Source organism: Rhodococcus sp. IEGM 27, assembly GCF_033142305.1.
Classification (GTDB): domain Bacteria; phylum Actinomycetota; class Actinomycetes; order Mycobacteriales; family Mycobacteriaceae; genus Rhodococcus_F; species Rhodococcus_F oxybenzonivorans.
Genome location: NZ_JAWLSG010000001.1, coordinates 226885 through 244913, shown reverse-complemented (window position 1 = coordinate 244913; position 18029 = coordinate 226885). Strand labels below are relative to the sequence as shown.

At 67.4% G+C, this 18029-nt stretch carries 14 protein-coding genes and 1 pseudogene; 11 read left to right on the top strand and 4 right to left on the bottom strand.

Features of this window, described 5'->3' with window-relative positions:
- Positions 1-9: 9 nt before the first annotated feature.
- The gene (locus R4P95_RS01070; protein ID WP_317746704.1) at positions 10-1158 is read left to right on the top strand and encodes an acyl-CoA dehydrogenase family protein; all 1149 of its coding nucleotides are present in this window, start codon (positions 10-12) and stop codon (positions 1156-1158) included.
- Here the strand turns inward: R4P95_RS01070 and R4P95_RS01065 are convergent.
- Entirely contained in the window at positions 1139-2617 is a 1479-nt protein-coding gene (locus tag R4P95_RS01065) for an NAD(P)/FAD-dependent oxidoreductase (protein WP_317746705.1), read from the bottom strand. The two genes, R4P95_RS01070 and R4P95_RS01065, sit on opposite strands and share 20 nt — an antisense overlap.
- Positions 2618-2782: 165 nt before the next feature.
- Here R4P95_RS01065 and R4P95_RS01060 point away from each other — a divergent pair, with 165 nt between their 5' ends.
- The 8 genes and pseudogenes from R4P95_RS01060 to R4P95_RS01025 all read left to right on the top strand — a co-directional run.
- A complete protein-coding gene (locus R4P95_RS01060; protein ID WP_317746707.1) occupies positions 2783-3382 on the top strand; it encodes a TetR/AcrR family transcriptional regulator in 600 nt (199 codons plus the stop codon).
- Positions 3383-3537: 155 nt separating this feature from the next.
- On the top strand, positions 3538-4215 hold the full coding sequence (locus R4P95_RS01055) for a serine protease (RefSeq protein ID WP_317746708.1): 678 nt from the start codon (positions 3538-3540) through the stop codon (positions 4213-4215).
- A gap of 27 nt (positions 4216-4242) precedes the next feature.
- Complete coding sequence (locus tag R4P95_RS01050) at positions 4243-5178, top strand: LysR substrate-binding domain-containing protein (RefSeq protein ID WP_213572981.1); 936 nt, start codon at positions 4243-4245, stop codon at positions 5176-5178.
- A 131-nt stretch (positions 5179-5309) separates the two neighbouring features.
- Positions 5310-6623, top strand: a complete 1314-nt coding sequence (locus R4P95_RS01045; protein WP_213572980.1) for an MFS transporter — start codon at positions 5310-5312, stop codon at positions 6621-6623.
- A 1-nt stretch (position 6624) separates the two neighbouring features.
- A complete protein-coding gene (locus R4P95_RS01040) occupies positions 6625-8571 on the top strand; it encodes an FAD-dependent monooxygenase (protein ID WP_213572979.1) in 1947 nt (648 codons plus the stop codon).
- Between the two features lie 189 nt (positions 8572-8760).
- Positions 8761-9555 carry a hypothetical protein gene (locus R4P95_RS01035; RefSeq protein ID WP_213572978.1) on the top strand — a complete coding sequence of 265 codons (795 nt, stop codon included), beginning with the start codon at positions 8761-8763 and terminating at the stop codon, positions 9553-9555.
- 127 nt (positions 9556-9682) lie between these two features.
- Positions 9683-10405: a hypothetical protein gene (locus R4P95_RS01030; protein WP_317746709.1), complete on the top strand. Its 723-nt coding sequence runs from the start codon at positions 9683-9685 to the stop codon at positions 10403-10405.
- A gap of 5 nt (positions 10406-10410) precedes the next feature.
- Positions 10411-14719: pseudogene (locus R4P95_RS01025) on the top strand (HAD-IC family P-type ATPase); the annotation flags it as partial.
- A gap of 34 nt (positions 14720-14753) precedes the next feature.
- Here R4P95_RS01025 and R4P95_RS33480 read toward each other — a convergent pair.
- Positions 14754-14801 carry a hypothetical protein gene (locus R4P95_RS33480; RefSeq protein ID WP_374433650.1) on the bottom strand — a complete coding sequence of 16 codons (48 nt, stop codon included), beginning with the start codon at positions 14799-14801 and terminating at the stop codon, positions 14754-14756.
- A 165-nt stretch (positions 14802-14966) separates the two neighbouring features.
- Between R4P95_RS33480 and R4P95_RS01020 the strand changes: the two genes are divergently transcribed.
- Positions 14967-15257 (top strand): hypothetical protein, encoded by a 291-nt coding sequence (locus R4P95_RS01020; RefSeq protein WP_213572977.1) that lies wholly within the window; start codon positions 14967-14969, stop codon positions 15255-15257.
- A 10-nt stretch (positions 15258-15267) separates the two neighbouring features.
- Here the strand turns inward: R4P95_RS01020 and R4P95_RS01015 are convergent, their stop codons facing one another.
- Positions 15268-15771, bottom strand: coding sequence for a hypothetical protein (locus tag R4P95_RS01015; protein WP_213572976.1), 504 nt, complete (start codon positions 15769-15771; stop codon positions 15268-15270).
- 218 nt (positions 15772-15989) lie between these two features.
- Between R4P95_RS01015 and R4P95_RS01010 the strand changes: the two genes are divergently transcribed.
- Positions 15990-17087 carry a GIY-YIG nuclease family protein gene (locus R4P95_RS01010; protein ID WP_317746711.1) on the top strand — a complete coding sequence of 366 codons (1098 nt, stop codon included), beginning with the start codon at positions 15990-15992 and terminating at the stop codon, positions 17085-17087.
- On the opposite strand, the gene R4P95_RS01005 is transcribed toward R4P95_RS01010, so the two are convergent.
- Positions 17062-17976, bottom strand: coding sequence for an MSMEG_6728 family protein (locus R4P95_RS01005; RefSeq protein WP_317746712.1), 915 nt, complete (start codon positions 17974-17976; stop codon positions 17062-17064). The genes R4P95_RS01010 and R4P95_RS01005 overlap by 26 nt on opposite strands.
- Positions 17977-18029 lie beyond the last annotated feature (53 nt).

The window sequence follows — 18029 nt, the reverse complement described above, 5'->3', positions numbered from 1 at the left end:
CGTACGGACATGAAGAAGCACGTCCCATCGTGGCACGACGACGAAGTAAGGGCCTTGTCCGAGCTCGCGACCGGGTTCTTCGAGCGAGAAGTGGTCGCGCACAACGACAAGTGGGACGCGCAACATCGCATCGACCGATCTGTGTGGCACACTGCCGGTCAGCTCGGACTGTTGTGCTGCTCCGTGCCCGAGGAATACGGCGGGGGCGGGGGCACGTTCGCCCACGACCTTGCCGTGTTCGAGGCCCAGGGCTACGCCGGTGACCTCGCGTTCGGAATCGCCGTGCACAGCGGTATCGTCGCGCACTACCTCGTCGAGTACGGCTCGGAAGCGCAGAAGAAGGCGTGGCTGCCGGGAATGGCGACCGGGGAAATCCTCGGTGCGATCGGCATGACGGAGCCGGGCGCCGGTTCCGACTTGAAGGCGATCAAAACCACGGCCATCCGTGATGGCGACGACTATGTGATCAACGGTTCGAAGACGTTCATCACCAACGGTGCGTCCGCCGACATGATTGTCCTGGCGGTCAAGACCGATCCTAAGGCCGGCGCCAAGGGTGTGTCGCTGGTGATCGTCGATCTGCGGGACTGTCCCGGCTTCACCGTCGGACGCGTCCTCGACAAGGTGGGCCAGCACGGTGCCGACACGTCGGAGTTGTCCTTCACCGACGTGCGGATACCCGTCGATAATCTGCTCGGTGAGTCCGAGGGGCAGGGCTTCGGGCAGTTGATGGCCCAGTTGGTGCAGGAACGGTTGATCATCGGGGCGCAGGCCGCGGGTGCGATGAAGCGTGCGGTGGAAGACACCGTGGCGTACACGAAGTCGCGGCAGGCGTTCGGTCACAGCCTGTTCGAGTTCCAGAACACTGCGTTCGAGCTTGCCGAATGCCAGACCATCGCGCGCACCTGCCAGGTGTTCCTCGACCATTGCATCGAGGAGCATCTGCGCGGTGAACTCGACCCGTCCGAGGCGGCGATGGTCAAGTACTGGCTCACCGAGAAACAGTGCGAGGTGATCGACCGCTGTGTTCAATTGCACGGTGGATACGGCTACATGCGCGAGTACCTCATCGCCCGCATGTACGAGGACGCTCGCGTACAGAAGATCTACGCGGGCGCCAACGAGGTGATGAAGGGCATCATCGCGAAGTCGCTGTAACCACAGCCTCGCACGACACCTCGTACGCCGCCTCGTCGAAATGGCCGAGGCGGCGACGCATTCGATCGGTCGACCACGGCCAGTTGAAGCTGTTGCGCCCGTTGACGTCCAGGAAGTAGCTCTGGCACCCACCGGCGTTGTAGACGGTGGTGGCCAGAGCCTTCTGCACCTGCGCGTTGAAGGCGTCCTGCACCTCTCGGCGCGGTTCCCACCGGCTCCACCCCCTGCTGCGGGCGTGCGTGAGCGCCTGCATCACGTAGTCGAGTTGCGCCTCGAGGATCATGAATGCCGAGGTGTGGCCGGTGCCCAGCGCGGGTCCCAGCAGGACGAAGGCGTTGGGGAAGCCCGCGACGGTGGTGCCCAGATACGCCTGAGGACTGCCCTTCCAGTGATCGTCGAGGCTCCGGCCCTCGCCATCGAAAACTCGTGCCCCGATCGGCATGTCGAGAATGTGGAAGCCGGTGCCGAAGACGATGGCGTCCACCTCCCGTTCCTCGCCGTCGGTGCCCACCACCACGTTCCCACGCACCGACGCGACGGCATTGGCATGCACCTCCACGTTCGGCTGCGTCAGCGCCGGATAGTACGTGTTCGACATCAGCAGGCGCTTGCACCCGAGCGTGTAATCGGGCGTCAGGGACGTTCGGAGTTCGCGATCACGCACCTGGGCCAGCAACTGTGCCTTACCGATCTGCTGCACCACCTTCAGAATCCAGGGGTGCCGGAACCCGAGTCCGAGCGACTCCATGATGGTGTACTCGACCCGCCGCAACGCCCGGATCGCGCCGGGAACCCGGCGCAGGACGGCGCGCTCGACGCCGCGCAGTGCGACATCGGGTTTGGGTAGAACCCACTGCGCCGTCCGCTGGTAAAGGTGCAGTTCCGCCACGTGCGGTTGGATCGCGGGAACGAACTGCACCGCGGACGCCCCGGTTCCGACGACGGCGACGCGTCGACCGGTGAGGTCGAAGTCGTGGTTCCAGCGGGACGAGTGGAAGACCTCACCGGGAAAGGTGTCGAGTCCGGGGACGTCGGGGACGAGCGGTTCGTTCCACGGTCCCGCCGCGGCGATGATCGCGTCGGACGTGAAGGTTCCTGCGGTGGTGGCGACCGTCCATCGCCGGGTGTCCTCGTTCCACTGAGCCCGCTGGACTTCGGTTCCGAACTGCACGTGCCCGGGAATTCCGTGGTGGCCGGCCGTCCGCTCGATGTAGCGGCGAATCTCCTCCTGCCCGGCGAACAGGCGAGACCATTCCCTGTTGGGGGCAAAGGAATAGGAATACAGAGCGGAGGGTACGTCACACGCGCAGCCCGGGTAGGTGTTGTCGCGCCAGGTCCCGCCGAGCGCGTCGCCCTTCTCGAGAATCACGAAATTCTCGATGCCGTTCTGTTTCAGCCGGATGGCCGATCCGATGCCGGATATGCCGGCGCCGATGACGAGGATGTCGTAGTGCGTCATGCACGCACTCCCTTCGCGAGTTGAGTTCGAGTGCCACCGACGAGCACCAAGCCGCTATTGAGATGTGTGTCACTGGGCGTCATATGCAGAACCTAGCAGATTTCAGATACCGACGGTATATGAAATGTTGGATTAATCTCGAAGGCCGCCGAAGAAAGGGTGCACATGGGGCGTTTGACCAGGTCGGAGAGTCAGGCGCAGACGCGTGCGCACCTCGTGTCCACAGCACGGGACCTCTTTCTGGCCGACGGCTACGCGGGAACGTCGCTCGAAAAGGTCGCCGACGCGGCCGGCTACTCGAAGGGCGCGGTCTACTCCAATTTCAAGAACAAGAAGGAGTTGTGCCTCGAGGTCCTCGGTTCGATCCACGCGACGAAAGGCGCCGAAATCGCGGCGGCCCTCGGCCACGGCGACACCGTAGAAGACCGGCTCGGCGCGTTCGAGTCCTGGGCGGAGAACACTCTCGGTGACGTGGGATGGACGATGCTCGAGTTCGAACTGATCGTGCTCTCCCGGCACGATCCGGAGCTGCGCGAGGCGCTCACCGCCACACTCGGCGCCGCGCGCGACATCGCGGTGAAACTCTTGACGTCGTTCACGGAGTCGCTCGGGGTCACGCTGCCGATGCCGGCCGAGGATGCGGCGAGCAGCATCCTCGGTCTGGGCGTGGGCCTGGGCATTCAGCGCGCGATCGATCCCACGATCTCCGCCCGCGTCGTCACCGACAGCCTACGGGTGTTGCTGGCCACGAGCTCCCCGATGTGAGTGAGACAGTGCGTCCCCGGCGCACTGTCGACTGAGCTGAACGCCTGTGGTGCAAGGATGCTCGCCGCCGACTGACGCGCCGTCCGGGGCGAGGTCGGTTAGGCTGTGGCCGCGGGGCTTCGGGGCCACGCGTCGGCGGGCGGACAGGACTGACCATGAAGAATGCGCTTCTCCTCCTCACCGGGCTGCTGGCTGTGGCCTTCGTGAGTACGCCTGCAGCGCATGCCGACCCGGGCGTCCATGTCGGACCGGGCACCGCATACACGACGAATCCCGACGTCGACGGCTTCTGCACCATCGCGGCCGTCGGAAATGACGATGCCGGCCGTCTCGTCGCCCTGACGATCGGGCACTGCCATCAGCAGGCCGGCACCCCCATCTACAAGATCGGGGAGGCGGACCGCGGACCGATCGGGTGGGAGACCGACATCTGGTCGACGAATCCCGCCGGAACGTTCCATGCGGTGGATTACGCGGTGCTCGAGTTGAATCCGGCGGTCGTCGCGCCGAGTAGGTACGGCGAGGGCAGTGACGTCATCGTGAATAGTGTCGGCGACGCGGAACCCTGGAACATCGCCTGTAAATACGGCCCTACCACCGGCAAGACGTGCGGGGCCCTTGCTGCCTTCGCGGGAATTCACCTGCAGAACTGGGCCCTCATGGGTCCGGGTGATTCGGGTGGGCCGCTCGTCGTGGGCGACAAGCTGGTCGGGATCAGCGCCGGGCTCGACGCCGCCCCGGAGGCGCCGTTCATCTACGGAAAGATCGGTCCCATCCTGGCGGACATCGACGCACAGCAGAGCTTCGGAGCAGGCTTCAGACCTGTTCGCTGACCGGCGGCGCACGTTACCGTGTCGTTCATGCCCCGGACCGACAACGTTCCCGCGTACACGATGCGCCAGCTGGCGGCGTTCGTGGCCGTGGCCGAAACGGGCACCATCAGCGGTGCTGCCGAGCGGTTACATCTGTCGCAGTCCGCGCTGTCCGCGGCCGTCACCGACCTCGAAAAAGCACTGAAGGCCCAATTGTGCGTCCGCCGCCGCGCCCGCGGGGTGCAGTTGACGCCGACGGGCGAAGCGGTGCTGTCCCGGGCACGCACCCTGTTGCAGCAGGCGGGCGAATTGCAGGCCGACGCGTCGGGTGCGGGAGGTGTGGTGGCCGGCCCCATTGCGGTCGGGTGTTATCCGGCGCTCGGGCCGACGATTCTCCCGGCGATGCTCTACTCGTTCACCGCCGAGTATCCGAGGGCTTCCGTCGAGTTCCGGGAAGACACGCAGAACCGGCTCCGCACCGAACTCGAGGGCGGCGAACTCGACGTCGCCATCGTGTACGACCTCGAGCTCTCGCCCGAGTGGCGCACCGTTCCCCTGATGACCCGTGAGCCGATGGTGGTGCTCGGGGCCGATCACCCGCTGGCAGGCATCGACGGGCCGGTGCGGCTGGCGGACTTGGCCGAGCACCCGATGGTCCTGCTGGACGCGCCGCCGAGCACCCATCACGCGATGGACGTCTGCCGAGGCGCCGGGTTCGCCCCGCGCGTGGCCTACCGCACCGCCAACTTCGAAACGGCCCGTGCCTTCGTGGGGCGTGGGCTGGGATGGACGCTGCTGCTCCAGCGACCCCGGGTCGACGTGACCTATGAGGGCCTGCCCGTTGTGGTGAAACCGATCGCCGAACCGAAGCCGCCGTCGGTGACCGTGGTGGTCGCCTGGCATCAGGGGGCGACGCTGAGCCGGGCGGCGCGAGCATTCATCCGGTTCGTTTCCACCAATACCGGCGACGGCGATCCGGCCTGAACTGGGCCTCTTCCACCTTCCGCGGATTTTCCGCACATGAACCGGGGATAGTCCCGCTTTTCAAGGCTTGTGAGGCGCGTCATTGTTTTCCTAGCGCGATGAGTGGGCGCGGCAGACGGGAAGGCAGATTCATGACGGCAATCACCGAGGCGGCACCGACGGTGTCTCCCAAGGAAGCTCGCAGGGCGGTCCTGTCGAGCTTCGTCGGCACCGCGATCGAGTGGTACGACTTCTTCATCTACGGCACTGCCGCCGCCCTGGTGATCGGACCCCAGTTCTTTCCCGGCGCTTCGACGTTCGCCGGCACACTGGCCGCGTTCGCCACCTTTGCCGTGGGTTTCATCGCCCGGCCGATCGGTGGCGTCGTCATGGGCCACTTCGGTGACCGGATCGGCCGCAAGTCCATGCTGGTGTTGTCGCTGACGATGATGGGCGCCGCGACCGTCGGCATCGGGTTGCTGCCCAACTTCGAGGCGATCGGTGTGGCCGCCCCGATCCTGTTGGTGGTGTTGCGGTTCGTCCAGGGCATCGGCGTCGGCGGCGAGTGGGGCGGGGCCGTCCTCATGGCCACCGAGAACGCGCCTGCCGGCAAGCGCGGACTGTATGGTGCCGCTCCGCAGATGGGCGTACCCGCCGGGGTGATCATGGCCAACGTCGTGTTCCTCGCCGTCACTCAGCTCTTGCCGGACGACGCGTTCCAGACCTGGGGGTGGCGGGTGCCGTTCCTGATGAGCGCGGTACTGGTCGGAGTCGCGATGTGGATCCGCTTGGGCGTGCTCGAGAGTCCCGCCTTCACCGAGGTGAAGAAGACCGACGCCGTCGTCAAGATGCCGATCGTCGAGGTTCTGACCAAGAACTGGCGGACCGTCCTGCTGGCGGCGGGCACCTTCATCGCGACCAACGGCATCGCCTATGTGTTCATGGTCTACGTCCTCACCTACGGCACCACAGAACTCGGCTTCAGCCGCGGAACGATGCTCACCTTGTTGATCGTGGCATGCCCCGTGTGGATGGCGGGAATGGCGATCTCGGCCGCAAAATCCGACACCTTCGGTCGTAGGCGCGTCTACACCTGGAGTTCGGTGGCGCTCGTCGTCATGGCGGCGGTGTTCTTCCCGCTGATCGACACGGCATCGATTCCGGTGATGCTGCTCGCCATGGTCGTGATGGCTGCGGTTCTGGGCACCACCGCCGGCCCGCAGTCGGCACTGTTCGCCGAACTGTTCCCTGCGCACATCCGGTACAGCGGGGCGTCGCTCGGCTACCAGATCGGCGCCATCTTGGGCGGCGGGCTGGCGCCGTTCATGGCGACGTGGCTGTTCCAGGTGTTCGAGAACTCGATGGCCGTCACCGCGTACTTCGTCGTGATCGCGGTCGTCAGTCTGGTCGCCATTCTGCTGTTGCCGGAGACGAACGACGTTCGCGACGAAGAGAAGGTTTCCTGACATGTCCACCTATTTCCAACCCCCGAAGTACCCGGCGACCGACTTCACGTCGATGACAGCGGTTGACGAGCCACTGCCCGTCGTCGTGGTGGGCGCCGGGCCGGTGGGTATGGGCGTCGCGCTGGGACTCGCGCAGCGCGGAATCGCGGTAACGGTCCTCGAGTCTGCCGACCAGGTGTCGTTCGGTAGCCGCGCCATCTGCATCTCCCGGCACAGCCTCGAGGTGGCGGTCCGACTCGGCGTCGGACCCGAACTCGAGAAGATCGTTCTTCCGTGGGTCGGCGGTCGCAGCTACTACCGCGATCAGGAGGTGCTGCACTTCCAGATGCCGCACAGTGAGCACGATGTGCGGGGACCGATGGTCAACGTCTCGCAGTCCGAGATCGAGCAGATCATGACAGAGGCTTTGCTCGCGCATCCGCTGATCACGCTGCACTGGTCGGCGCGCGTCGTGGGCGTCGTGCGGGCGGGCACGGAAGTGACGCTCGACATCGATACTGCCTTCGGTGCGCGGACGCTCCGTGCCTGCTGGGTCGTCGCCGCGGACGGTGGCCGAAGTCGGATGCGTGAGTTGGCAGGACTTCGGTTGCAGGGCAACAGCTATGAGGGAAGCTACGTGATCGCCGACATTCACTGGGAGTCGAAGCTGCCTGCCGAGCGGATGGTGTGGTTCGATCCGCCGAGCAATCCCGGGTCCACGATCATCATGCACCAGCAGCCGCGGGACATCTGGCGCATCGACTACCAGCTCGATCCTTCGGACGACGCCGAACTCGAAACCCAGGAACACCGGATCAGCGACCGCATCGCCCGGCACCTCGAGTGGCTCGAGAATGACGTGCCGTGGACCCTCGAATGGCACGGTTTCTACCGAGCGCACGCGCTCGCATTAGAAACCTTCACGCACGACCGGATCTTGTTCGCGGGTGACGCCGCCCATTTGGTGCCGATCTTCGGTGTGCGCGGGTTGAACTCCGGAATGGAAGACGCGGAGACCCTGGCCTGGCAGCTTGCCGCCGTCGTGCACGGAACCGCCGACGAGGTGCTGCTGCAAGCGTATTCGACGGAACGCCGGGGGGCGTGGCAACAGAACGTCGACAACGCCGGCAAGTCGACGCTCATCATGTCGCCGGGGAGTCACGGCTACCGGACCACCCGCGACGCAGTGCTGGCGCTGGCAACCACCCGTCCGGAGTTCGCTCACCTGATCAACCCGCGACAGTCCAGCGCCACGCACGCACACCTGTCACCGTTGACCTGGCCGGTGGTCCAGGGCACGACCGGAGTGCTGCCCGGCGACCCGATGGAGGATCGGCGGGTGCGCGTCGTCACGACGAGCGGCACGGTGGAGTCGTCATTGAATGAGGTATGTGGAACGGGATTCGCTGTGCTCGGCATCGGACTCGACGTCGCAGCAGCAGACGTGATCGCGGTTCACGCCGCCGCACTCGCCATGGCGCTGTCGCCCGAATCGGTGCGGGCGATCGTGGTTCCTCCCGCCGGTGTCGAGGTGGACCCGGCCACCGACCTGACGGTGCTCGACGACGGCGACGGTGTGCTGTCGCGGGCCCTCGGCGCGTCCGAGGGGGAGTTGTTCGTCATCCGCCCGGACGGGCTCGTCCTGTGCCGGATCCGCGATGTATCGCTGCTCGGGAAGGTTCACGAGCACCTGAGGTCTGCGACCGCGCCGACCTCCGGTGTCGTCCCCGCTCATACCGAGGCTGGTGCGACACCGGAGGAACTGGTACGCGAGAACGTGTGGATGGGACTGTCGGAGGCACTCGACCAGGCGGACGAGACGGACCGGGAAGGTTTCCTCACCCGGCTCGCGATGCTGCTCGGATCGCAATCGGGTCGACGCGAGTTCGAGGAAGCGCTCGCTGCTGCATCGGCTGTGAGCAGCAAAGCACGTCATAGTGCGTCGAAACACTCCGTGGTGGACGCTTAGCCCGGCGCGCCGGTGTCGGCGTGGTTTCGCCGAGGCGCGGGATGCGGCTCGCGCGCCCGGGTGATACCGCTGGGCGGGTAGTTGCACGTATGGTGAGGGAAGAACGCCGAGTCGTGCTGTGCAAACCCGTCGCCACACCTCTCTCCACCTGCGTACGGGACGCAGCATCACGGATGGACACGTACACAAGTGGAAGACACCGCCAGCCGGGGAATCCAGGCCTTCATCGCCGACGTCACGGAACGAGGCGGCAAAGCAGTCCGGCTCACCCATTCGCGGCGCAATCCTGTTCAGGTCTGGGGTGACGACGGCCAGAGCCGCATCGTGCGGGTGCGGTCCAAGCTCAGCGGCGACTGGCAGGCCCGTAAGCAGGACGAGTCGCTCGACGACGACGACACGGGCTCGCAGTTCTGGGTGTTCGTCGACCTGGCGAGCGAACCTCACGAGTTCTTCGTGGTTCCGTCCGCCGAGGTCGCCGACGACATCCGCGCCGAGGTGGACCTGTGGATGATGGACACCCCCGGCCGCACGCGAACCGGACACCACGCCATTCCACTGAGTCGCGTCGCGCACGGACGGGGTCGCTGGGATCTGCTGGGACTGTCGGGGGCAAAAGACCCGAGCCTGTACAGCGACGCCCAGCGGGCGAAGACCGCGGAGGCGCTGCACGCCGACGCGCTGGCTCGCACGAATGCCCGGAAGAAGCCCGCCAAAGCGGCCGCTCTGTTGGACGAGGTGATCGATACCCGACTCGAGGTGGTCGCCGACTTCGAGGGGTACCGGTTGGTGGGGCGCTTCGACTCCGATACACACAGCCTCGAAATCGTGCGCGGTCCGATGCAGGGCCGCCGCTTTCCCGACCCCACCACCGCGGCCAGCGCGGTTGCCAGTCATATCAGCGGTGACGTGGAGACGCACGACGGGTGGAGTTTCTGGCGCACCGAGCAGGGCGAGCGAATTGACTTGAGGCAGAACAGCATCTGAGTATCGGCCAGGTGTTGCAAAATCTGGCTCGCCGGTCTGCGGGATTGAGAATACCCTGGGGTGGGTAACGCAGTGTGTGATGCCGCCGCGTTGCGGTGGTCTGTGGACACAGCCGAGGGGAGCCGATATGGACATCGTCGACGGCACTGTACGCGCCGTGACCGGGGTCGCGACCGCCACGACGAGTGCTGTCGGTGCGGTCGGCGGTGCCGCGATCGGTAGCGTCGTCGGCGGTCTGCGGGGCGTCGCGACCGGGGCTGTGCGCGGCGCCGCGAGTGGGGCCCGAAGCGGGTTCGACAGCGGCAGCCATTCGACGTCGACGGCGGTAGCGACGTTGGCGGCGGTAGGTGCGATCGGTCTCGTCGAGTGGCCGGTGGTCGTCGCTGTCGGTGGAACGGCGTTGGCGCTGCGGCAGATCAACGCCGCCCGTTCCCGCGTTCGGACAAATTCGGAATCCGTCACCTCGTCACCGCCGCAGAGGGATGTGCCGGCCGCGAACGCTGCTCCTACCTCCGGCGCTGCTCCTGCTTCGAACCCTGCGGCGACGTCGGTCGTTGCGCCCTCTCCCGGGGCCGCCCCGGCACCGGAGAAGGCGGCTCCTGTCGAGAAGGCCCCGGCAAAGAAGGCCCCGGCAAAGAAAGCTCCGGCAAAGACGGCGGCTGCGGCAACAAAGATGCCGGCGGGCACACCGGACGCTCCCGTCAAGGACGCTTCCGCCAAGAAAGCCCCCGCAAAGAAGTCGGTCCCGGCGAAGAAGGCGATTGCCCGCAAGACTCCGGCGAAGGCGCTACCGCCCGCGAGGTCGCGTGCAGGGTCGGCGTCGGCCTCACGATCGACGCGCGCGAAGTAGGCGACGTGGGTTTACGTCGATATCTCGCCGCCGCCGCGTCCGTACCGGTACGCAGCGTCGGTTTCGGGGTGGGTGTGGTGACGCACAGCGGCGCCGTCGCGGCCGATCTGATGACGACCACCGCTCGGGTCGCGACGTCGATCGCCGCCGAGGCTGTCGGCGGAACGCCGGCACGCCGCACCAGTGCCGGGCGTGGCCGGGTTTGGATAGAGGTTCGTGGACTCGACAGTCCCCGCGGCGACGACGTGGCCGCCGAGGTACTCGACGCTGTCCGCGCCACGACCGGCGTTCAGAGCGTGCAGCTCAACCGCCCGTTGTCCCGGCTGATCGTGTCCCACGGCGAGGGTGCCCCGTCGGTCGAGGAGCTGAGCGCCATCGTGTCCACCGCCGAGAAGCGGGCGCGAACCGGGGACGATCGCGACCATCCGTCGGAACTGCCCGGCGACGATGTGACGCTCGCCGAGAGCTGCCTCGCTCTAGCGGCGGTCACCACCGGCCTGGCGGTGGCCGTCGCGGGCCGCGCCCTGCGTCTTCCCCAGGTGCCCGGTTCGGCGTTGACCACGGTGGTCACGGCCGTGAACTATCAGCCGCGACTGCGAAAGCTCGTCGAAGACCGGTTGGGGCCGGATGCGGCAGAACTCGTCCTGGCCACCGCCCAGGCACTCAGTGATGTCATTCGTCAGGCGCCGTCGTCCCTGGCGGTGGACGTGGGCTTGCGGTCGGCGCTGACCGCCGAAGCGTGGTCTGCCCGGCAGGCCTGGCACCGCCGTGAGCCTCAGCTGGCGGCGAACGCTGCCGATCACACCTCCCCGCATCAGCAACAACCCGACCGCACATCCGGTCCCGTCGAACGGCATGCCGACCGCGCGGCTGTTGCGCAGCTGGTCGGCGCGGCCACCGTTGGTGTCGCCACACGCAGTGCCGCCGGGGCAGGCGACGCCGTGCTGGTCGCAGCCCCCAAGGCGACCCGCACCGCCCGCGAGACATTCGCGGCCACGTTGGGACGTGGTCTGGCGGACCGCCACGGCGCGTTGACGTTGCGCCCCGGCGCGCTCCGGTGCCTCGACCGGGTAGATACGGTCGTGATGGATCCGTCGATTCTGCAGACGGCGGAGCTGCGTGTCAGTCGCATCCGCGGAGTGCGCGACGCCGATCGCACCAAGGTCTGGGAAGCCGCGCGATCGGCCGTCGACCGCGAAGAGCTCGGGCCCGGCTGGCACCTTCTGGCCGACCTGCCGGGTGATCTCGACGCTGCAGGCGAGCACGAGGACGCGGCCGTGTTCGTCACACCGGCTCATCACCCGCTCGCGGCCGCGGTGCTCGCGCAGGCACGCACCTCCGGAGTCGCGGTGGTCTCCGTGGACACGGAGTCGCTCGGGAGTCTCCGTTCAGCATTCGACGATCTCCATCCCAGCAGTGGCGCGGGCGAGTTCCGCGGCCCACCCGACCGCGATCTTCGCGACACGGTCGTTCATCTGCAGGCCGAGGGCGCGACTGTTGCGGTGGTGGCAGCGGGGGCGCCCAGCGCGCTGGCGTCCGCTGATGTCGGCGTCGGAGTCCTGGTGGACGGTGCGGCCCCGCCGTGGCCGGCGGACGTGCTCGTCGACGATCTCGCCGGGGTGTGGCGGATTCTCCGTGCACTGCCCGACGCGCGGACCGCGAGCCGGCGCGGCGTCGAGATCGCCACGGCGGCATCGGTACTCGGCGCACTCTTGATGCTTCCCGGTGTGCGCGGACGGGGCCCGGGGCCGATCACGGCCGGTGCGGCGGCCGGCCTGTGGACAGGACACTCGCTGGCGCGGCGCGTGATCAACGCGTCCGTTCCGCCGTCGGCCCCCGTGCACGCCTGGCACGAGATGCCTGTCGAGGAGGTGCGGCGACTCCTTCCTGCTCAGGAAGGCGACGGCGACATAGGTGCGCGCCCCCGTGCGCTCGACTGGGCGCTGGCACCGCTCGAATGGGGTAGCAGTCTCGCGGCCTGGCCGGTGGCGCTCGTCTGGGACTTCGGCCGCGCGATGCGCACCGAACTGTCGGATCCGCTGACACCCATTCTCGCGACCGGTTCGGCGGCGAGCGCCCTGCTGGGTTCGCCGATCGACGCTGTGCTCGTGGGATCCGTGCTGACCGGGAACGCGGCACTGTCCGCCGTACAGCGCCTGCATGCGGAACGACTGCTGAGCCGGCTCCTCGCTGCGGGCGACCCGCCCGCACATCGGGTGAGCGGATCCGGGCAGGAGCGGGTCAGCGAGCGAGTCGAGGCATCGCGGTTGCGGATCGGTGACGTGATCGAGATCGGTCCGGGAGAGGTCGTTCCCGCGGACGGCCGGTTGATCGAGGTGTCCGGTGTCGAGGTCGACGAATCCTCCCTCACCGGGGAGTCGCTGCCGGTGGCGAAGCAGACGTCGCCGACACCCGGTGCACCGCTGAGCGAGCGCTCCTGCATGGTGTTCGGCGGTAGCACAGTTCTCACCGGAACGGCCACCGCGGTCGTCACTGCCGTGGGGGAGGCGACGGAGGCGGGACGTGCCGGGGCGATCAGTCCCACCGGTGCATCGCACGTCGGCTTGCAGGCTCAGCTGCGCAGCCTCACCGACCGTGTGCTCCCGGTCAGCGTCGGTGGCGGGGCCCTCGTCACCGCGGTCGGCTTCCTCCGCGGAACGGGACTGCGTCAGGCGGTCACCAGCGGCGTCGCGGTCGCGGTCGCGGCGGTTCCCGAGGGGCTGCCGTTGGTCGCCACTCTCGCGCAGCAGGCGGCGGCGCGCCGGTTGACCAAGTCGAATGCTCTTGTGCGAGCGCCGCGCTCGGTGGAGGCACTCGGCCGCGTCGACGTAGTGTGCTTCGACAAGACGGGAACGCTGAGCGAGAACCGGCTCCGTGTCATCAGAGTCGTGCCCGAGCCTGCCGTCGACCACGACGAGTTGCTGATGTGCGCTGCGCGTAGTGCCGTGACGCCCGACGGACGTCCCGCGGACCATGCCACCGACGTCGCCATTGCGGAGGCCGCCCAGCAGCTCGACTGCGGCGACGAGGCGCAGTGGTCCTACCTCCCGTTTCGATCGGGACGACCCTATTCGGCGGCACTGTCCGGCACACACCTGTGTCTCAAGGGTGCACCGGAGACGGTTCTGGCCGCATGCCCCGATATCGACGACGACGAAGTGCAATCCCGGGTCCTCGCGATGGCCGCCGACGGGCTTCGGGTGATCGCCGTCGCGCGGCGCACCGTCACCGCGTTCCAGGCCCGGCGCGCTGCCGACGACGGTGCCGTGTTCGAGAAACTCTGCAGCAGCGGGCTCGAACTCGTCGGATTCCTGGGGATCGCGGACACACCGCGTCCGGAGGCCGCCGGCCTGCTGCCGGAACTGGAACGCCAGCAGGTCGGGGTGCGGCTGCTCACCGGTGACCATCCCGTCACTGCCACCGCCATCGCACAGGAACTGGGATTGACCGTGTCGTCCGAGCAGGTGATCAGCGGCTCCGACTGGGACACCCTCTCGCATCGTGGTCAGGAGGAGGCCGTCGAGAAGTGTCTCGTGTTCGCGCGGATGACTCCGGAGAACAAGGTGCAGGTGGTGCAGACTCTCGAGCGCGCCGGACGCGTGTGCGCCATGGTCGGGGACGGTGCCAATGATGCTGCGGCTATCCGCGCGGCCAGCGTGGGTATCGGTGTCAGTTCCCGCGGCAGCGATCCGGCCCGCAGTGCGGCCGATGTGGTCCTCCTGGACGGCCGGGTGGACGCACTGCTCGACGCCCTGGACGAAGGGCGGCAACTGTGGCGGCGCGTTCAGGCAGGGGTGTCCGTCCTCCTCGGCGGCAATGCCGGTGAGGTGGCGTTTGCGCTGATCGGGAGCGCGACTGCGGGTAAGTCGCCGCTGACCGCGCGTCAGCTCCTCCTGGTGAATGTCCTCACGGATGCTTTGCCTGCGGCGGCGCTCGCGGTGAGTCCGCCGAACGAGGACGTGCGAGGAGAAGGCCGCGGACCCGACAGCGCAGCCTTGTGGCGCACAGTCGCGATCCGCGGTGCCGCGACTGCGATGGGTGCGACGACCGCGTGGACGATGGCGAGTCTGACGGGCAGGCAGCGCCGCGCCTCCACCGTGGGACTGGTGGCATTGGTCGGAACGCAACTCGGTCAGACGCTCATCGATTCACGCAGCCCGTTGGTGGTGCTCACAGCGGGTGGTTCGCTCGCCGCCCTGACGGTTCTGGTGAGCACACCCGGCGTCAGCCAGCTACTCGGGTGCACACCCCTCGGTCCGGTGGGGTGGACGCAGGCGCTGGGGTCGGCGGCTGCAGCCACCGCAGCCGCCGCATTCGCACCGGGAGTCCTGGCGAAGCTGGCGGGAGATCAGTCGACGATGTCGAGTACGCCAGCCCTCACCAATACGGCGTACACCTCGTGCAACGGGGGAGTGAGCGCGCGTGTCACCGCGCCGGTCCAGAAGTCGCCGGGGGCGGAGACGGCACCGACAGCGGTCCGGGCTGCAGAAATCAACACATCGGTCACAGTCCTCGATCAACGTGACCGGCAGGTGAACAGCACGGACTAGGGAGGCGAACTATGGCCGACAACACACCGAGGGCCGAAGAAGCACCGAGCCGCGACGCACACCGGGACGCCGTCGCACGGGTGCGGGAGGCGTCCGGCTTCACTGTCCAGTTGCCGATACTCGGACGTGTACCCGTCCCACGTCCCGAACAGTTGGCGTTCTTCGCCGCGATCGGGCTCCTCGCGGCCGTCGAAATCATCGAATGGCCGGTTGCGCTGACCATCGCGGCCGGGCACATCCTGATCGCCGATCAGCACAACAGAGCTGTTCAGGAGATCGGGGAGGTCCTGGAAGCGGTGTGAGCGCACACGATCAGGCAGGGCATGCCGGTGAGGTGAGCTGTGCGATGGCCACGATCGAGCACGCCGTCGCCTTCGACAGGCGCCACGTCCCGTTCGGTCCCGGTACGAAAATTGCCGGAAGGTTGTTCTGCTGAACCTGTCCGTTGATGGTGAGCTGCAGCTGAGCGCTCGCGCTCCCGTCACCGTTATCGATCACGGGGTCCAGAACCTGTACCTGCGCTCCGGCCTGCTGCGCGGCCGCGGCTACCTGAGCAAACAGATTCGGATCCTGCTCGGACCCTTCCACCATCGCGACCTTCTCCTCGACGGGAGTTGCAGGATCGAGTCCCCGCTCCATCAACTCGTTGAGCTCCGCCGCTGTGGGCAGTTCGAGTGGGGGCGACGTTTCGGCGGTCGACGTTGCCGATGCCGTGGTGGTTCTGTTCGGCGGGGCGGGATCGTCCGATCCGCACGCGGACATGGTCAGCGCTGCGGCGATCGCCATTGCGGCCACCGTCATTCTTCGAAGCGACACTCGCTTACCCCTTCGCTGTGGGCTCTCGATGCGGGACGGTCTCACTATCGAGTGTGGGGGTTCGGCGGCCCCTTCGCCGTCGAAGCAACTGTTTTCTCAGAGTTTTGCCACTATTTCCGCGCACCGAGCATCTCGTCGTCGCCGCAGGGCTTCGGAGACGCGCGGGCAGCAGAGCGCCGACGGCATTGTTCACCGCGCTTTTCCCTTACGGTGGGAACATGGCTACCGTCTGGACGATCCCGATCGACATCACTTCTCGCTGGCTCGACTCCGCCGAGGTCCAGGCCTTTCTCGCGTCCAACGACCTGGACAACGCATCCCCCGACCCCCTCGTACGGTTCGCTCAGTTCTCCGACGTCACGAAGTCGCTGCAACGGAACATCGGGCACACCTATTCTTCGGTGCAGGGTGCGGCCACCGCGCTCTTCGACGGAATCGACGGTGGGGTGCCGGTTGCCCTGAAGCTGGCGGCGCTGCGTCTGATCCTTCATGAGGTCTATCAGACCCGCCGCGCCCCGGAACCGTTCCCGAAAAGGGTGGGCGACGAGCTCGGGTCCTACGTCTACGCACTCCTCGACCCCCGGAACCGGTCGGTCTTCTACGTCGGGAAGGGTCGGGGTACCCGGGTCTACGGCTACGTGTGGGAGGCGTTGGCCGTGGACGAGCACAGGAAGACGCTCGAAGACTCCGAGAAGGACGCCCCCGAGGTGACAGCGGCCACGATCGCCCGCATCCGGGAAATCTACGACTCCGGCCACGAGGTGGAGCACTACATCGTGGCGCACCGACTGAACGCAACCGGTGACGTCGCCGAAGCCATCAGTGATGGGCTGATCGGGGCTCTGGGTCTGCTGGAGGGGTCCGTACTCACCAACCTCGCCGCTGGTGCCGGCGAGCACCGCGCCGTACCCGTCGACGACCTGGTGTTGCAGTACGCGGCTGAGCCCGTGCCCAACCTGCCGACACCCTGCGTGCTTCTCGAGGTGCCGCGCGCCGCCGAGCGCGGAGTGACCCCGGACGAGATCTACGAGCGCGCCCGGGGACCGTGGGCGGCCGGTGCCGCCGTCCGCAACACCGAGAACATCCCGGTGATCGTGTTCGCCGACAACATTGTTCGCGCCGCCTACCGGGCGAAATCGTGGTCCGGAGTCGCTCGGCCGGGTGACGCGCAGTTGTGGAAGTTCACCGGTGACGTCGACCCCGACCTCGAGGTGCAGTTCGTGAACAAGCGGATCGTGCCCGCACAGGTCAATCTGAAGAAGTGGCCGACACACGGATGGGTGCCGCACCTCACCCAGGCTCGCCCCGGCCGTTGACCGCCAGAGTGGGTACTCCTTGCAGCTCTGCCGGGGTTGTGTCCGACACCGTGATCACCAGTCCGTACCGGTGGGGCTGGGGAATCGGCTGACCCCGGCGGAAGAACCGCAGTCGGCGCGGGTCTGCGGCCTCGGCTTCCATCGCCTCGCGGTCTTCGGGGGACGGCTGACGGGCGATGGACGGGGACGGCGCTTTCGCCACCTCCCGTATTGCGGCCGGAGTCGGTTCCTCGTCGTCCGGAACCGGGTCGGCGTCCAGAATCACCGCGGTCAGACCGGGACGTACCAGACTGGCCGCCACGATCGTCGAGGGCGTGGCGGTCTCGGTCGCCACGGATTCCCCGCGGTGCAGCAGCCGCAGCACATCCCAGTTGTCCGCGCCCTCGACGAGGGTTTCGGCCTGCACCGGCGTCAGCACCTCGGCCGGGTCGGCGCTGCGGAGCGGCCACCGCGGGTACACCGGGGTCGGCCACACGTACCCGCCGTCACCGCGCCACTGCGGGGGATACGCGTCCGGCGCCTTCTCGGCGAGGACCCGTCGATGGCTGGCGTGCACGTCGGCTCTGCCGAGCCAAGGGGGCAGCAATCCGTGGTCGCGTAGGTGGGCGAAGGTGTCGGTGCGACCACCGCTGTACTCGAGGAGCTGCGGCGCGAGCGCCTCGGTGTGACCTCGCGCGGCCCACTCGCCGCACATGGCGACGCCATATGCGACCAGGGCGGGGGTGAAACCTCGCCACATCGCCGTCGCGGGATGATTCTTCCAGCCGTACGACGGCCAAACGAGGGCCCGCAGGATCTGGAAGGTCTCGACGCGCTGCTTTCCGAGGCGCCGGTCGTCGAGCAGCCTCGCACTGCGCACGAAACCGGAGTCGGGCACGAACGTCTGCATCCGCGAACCTTTCCGGGGCCGCGGCGCCGTCGGGCCCCTCTCGAACCAGGCTC

What these genes read in the sequence shown, in the direction of transcription:
- R4P95_RS01045 (WP_213572980.1), top strand. Translation starts at nt 5,310, where the DNA reads ATGACGGCAATCACCGAGGCGGCACCGACGGTGTCTCCCAAGGAAGCT.
- R4P95_RS01040 (WP_213572979.1), top strand. Translation starts at nt 6,625, where the DNA reads ATGTCCACCTATTTCCAACCCCCGAAGTACCCGGCGACCGACTTCACG.
- R4P95_RS01070 (WP_317746704.1), top strand. Translation starts at nt 10, where the DNA reads ATGAAGAAGCACGTCCCATCGTGGCACGACGACGAAGTAAGGGCCTTG.
- R4P95_RS01030 (WP_317746709.1), top strand. Translation starts at nt 9,683, where the DNA reads ATGGACATCGTCGACGGCACTGTACGCGCCGTGACCGGGGTCGCGACC.
- R4P95_RS01005 (WP_317746712.1), bottom strand. Translation starts at nt 17,976, where the DNA reads ATGCAGACGTTCGTGCCCGACTCCGGTTTCGTGCGCAGTGCGAGGCTG.
- R4P95_RS01060 (WP_317746707.1), top strand. Translation starts at nt 2,783, where the DNA reads ATGGGGCGTTTGACCAGGTCGGAGAGTCAGGCGCAGACGCGTGCGCAC.
- R4P95_RS01065 (WP_317746705.1), bottom strand. Translation starts at nt 2,617, where the DNA reads ATGACGCACTACGACATCCTCGTCATCGGCGCCGGCATATCCGGCATC.
- R4P95_RS01020 (WP_213572977.1), top strand. Translation starts at nt 14,967, where the DNA reads ATGGCCGACAACACACCGAGGGCCGAAGAAGCACCGAGCCGCGACGCA.
- R4P95_RS01010 (WP_317746711.1), top strand. Translation starts at nt 15,990, where the DNA reads ATGGCTACCGTCTGGACGATCCCGATCGACATCACTTCTCGCTGGCTC.
- R4P95_RS01050 (WP_213572981.1), top strand. Translation starts at nt 4,243, where the DNA reads ATGCCCCGGACCGACAACGTTCCCGCGTACACGATGCGCCAGCTGGCG.
- R4P95_RS01055 (WP_317746708.1), top strand. Translation starts at nt 3,538, where the DNA reads ATGAAGAATGCGCTTCTCCTCCTCACCGGGCTGCTGGCTGTGGCCTTC.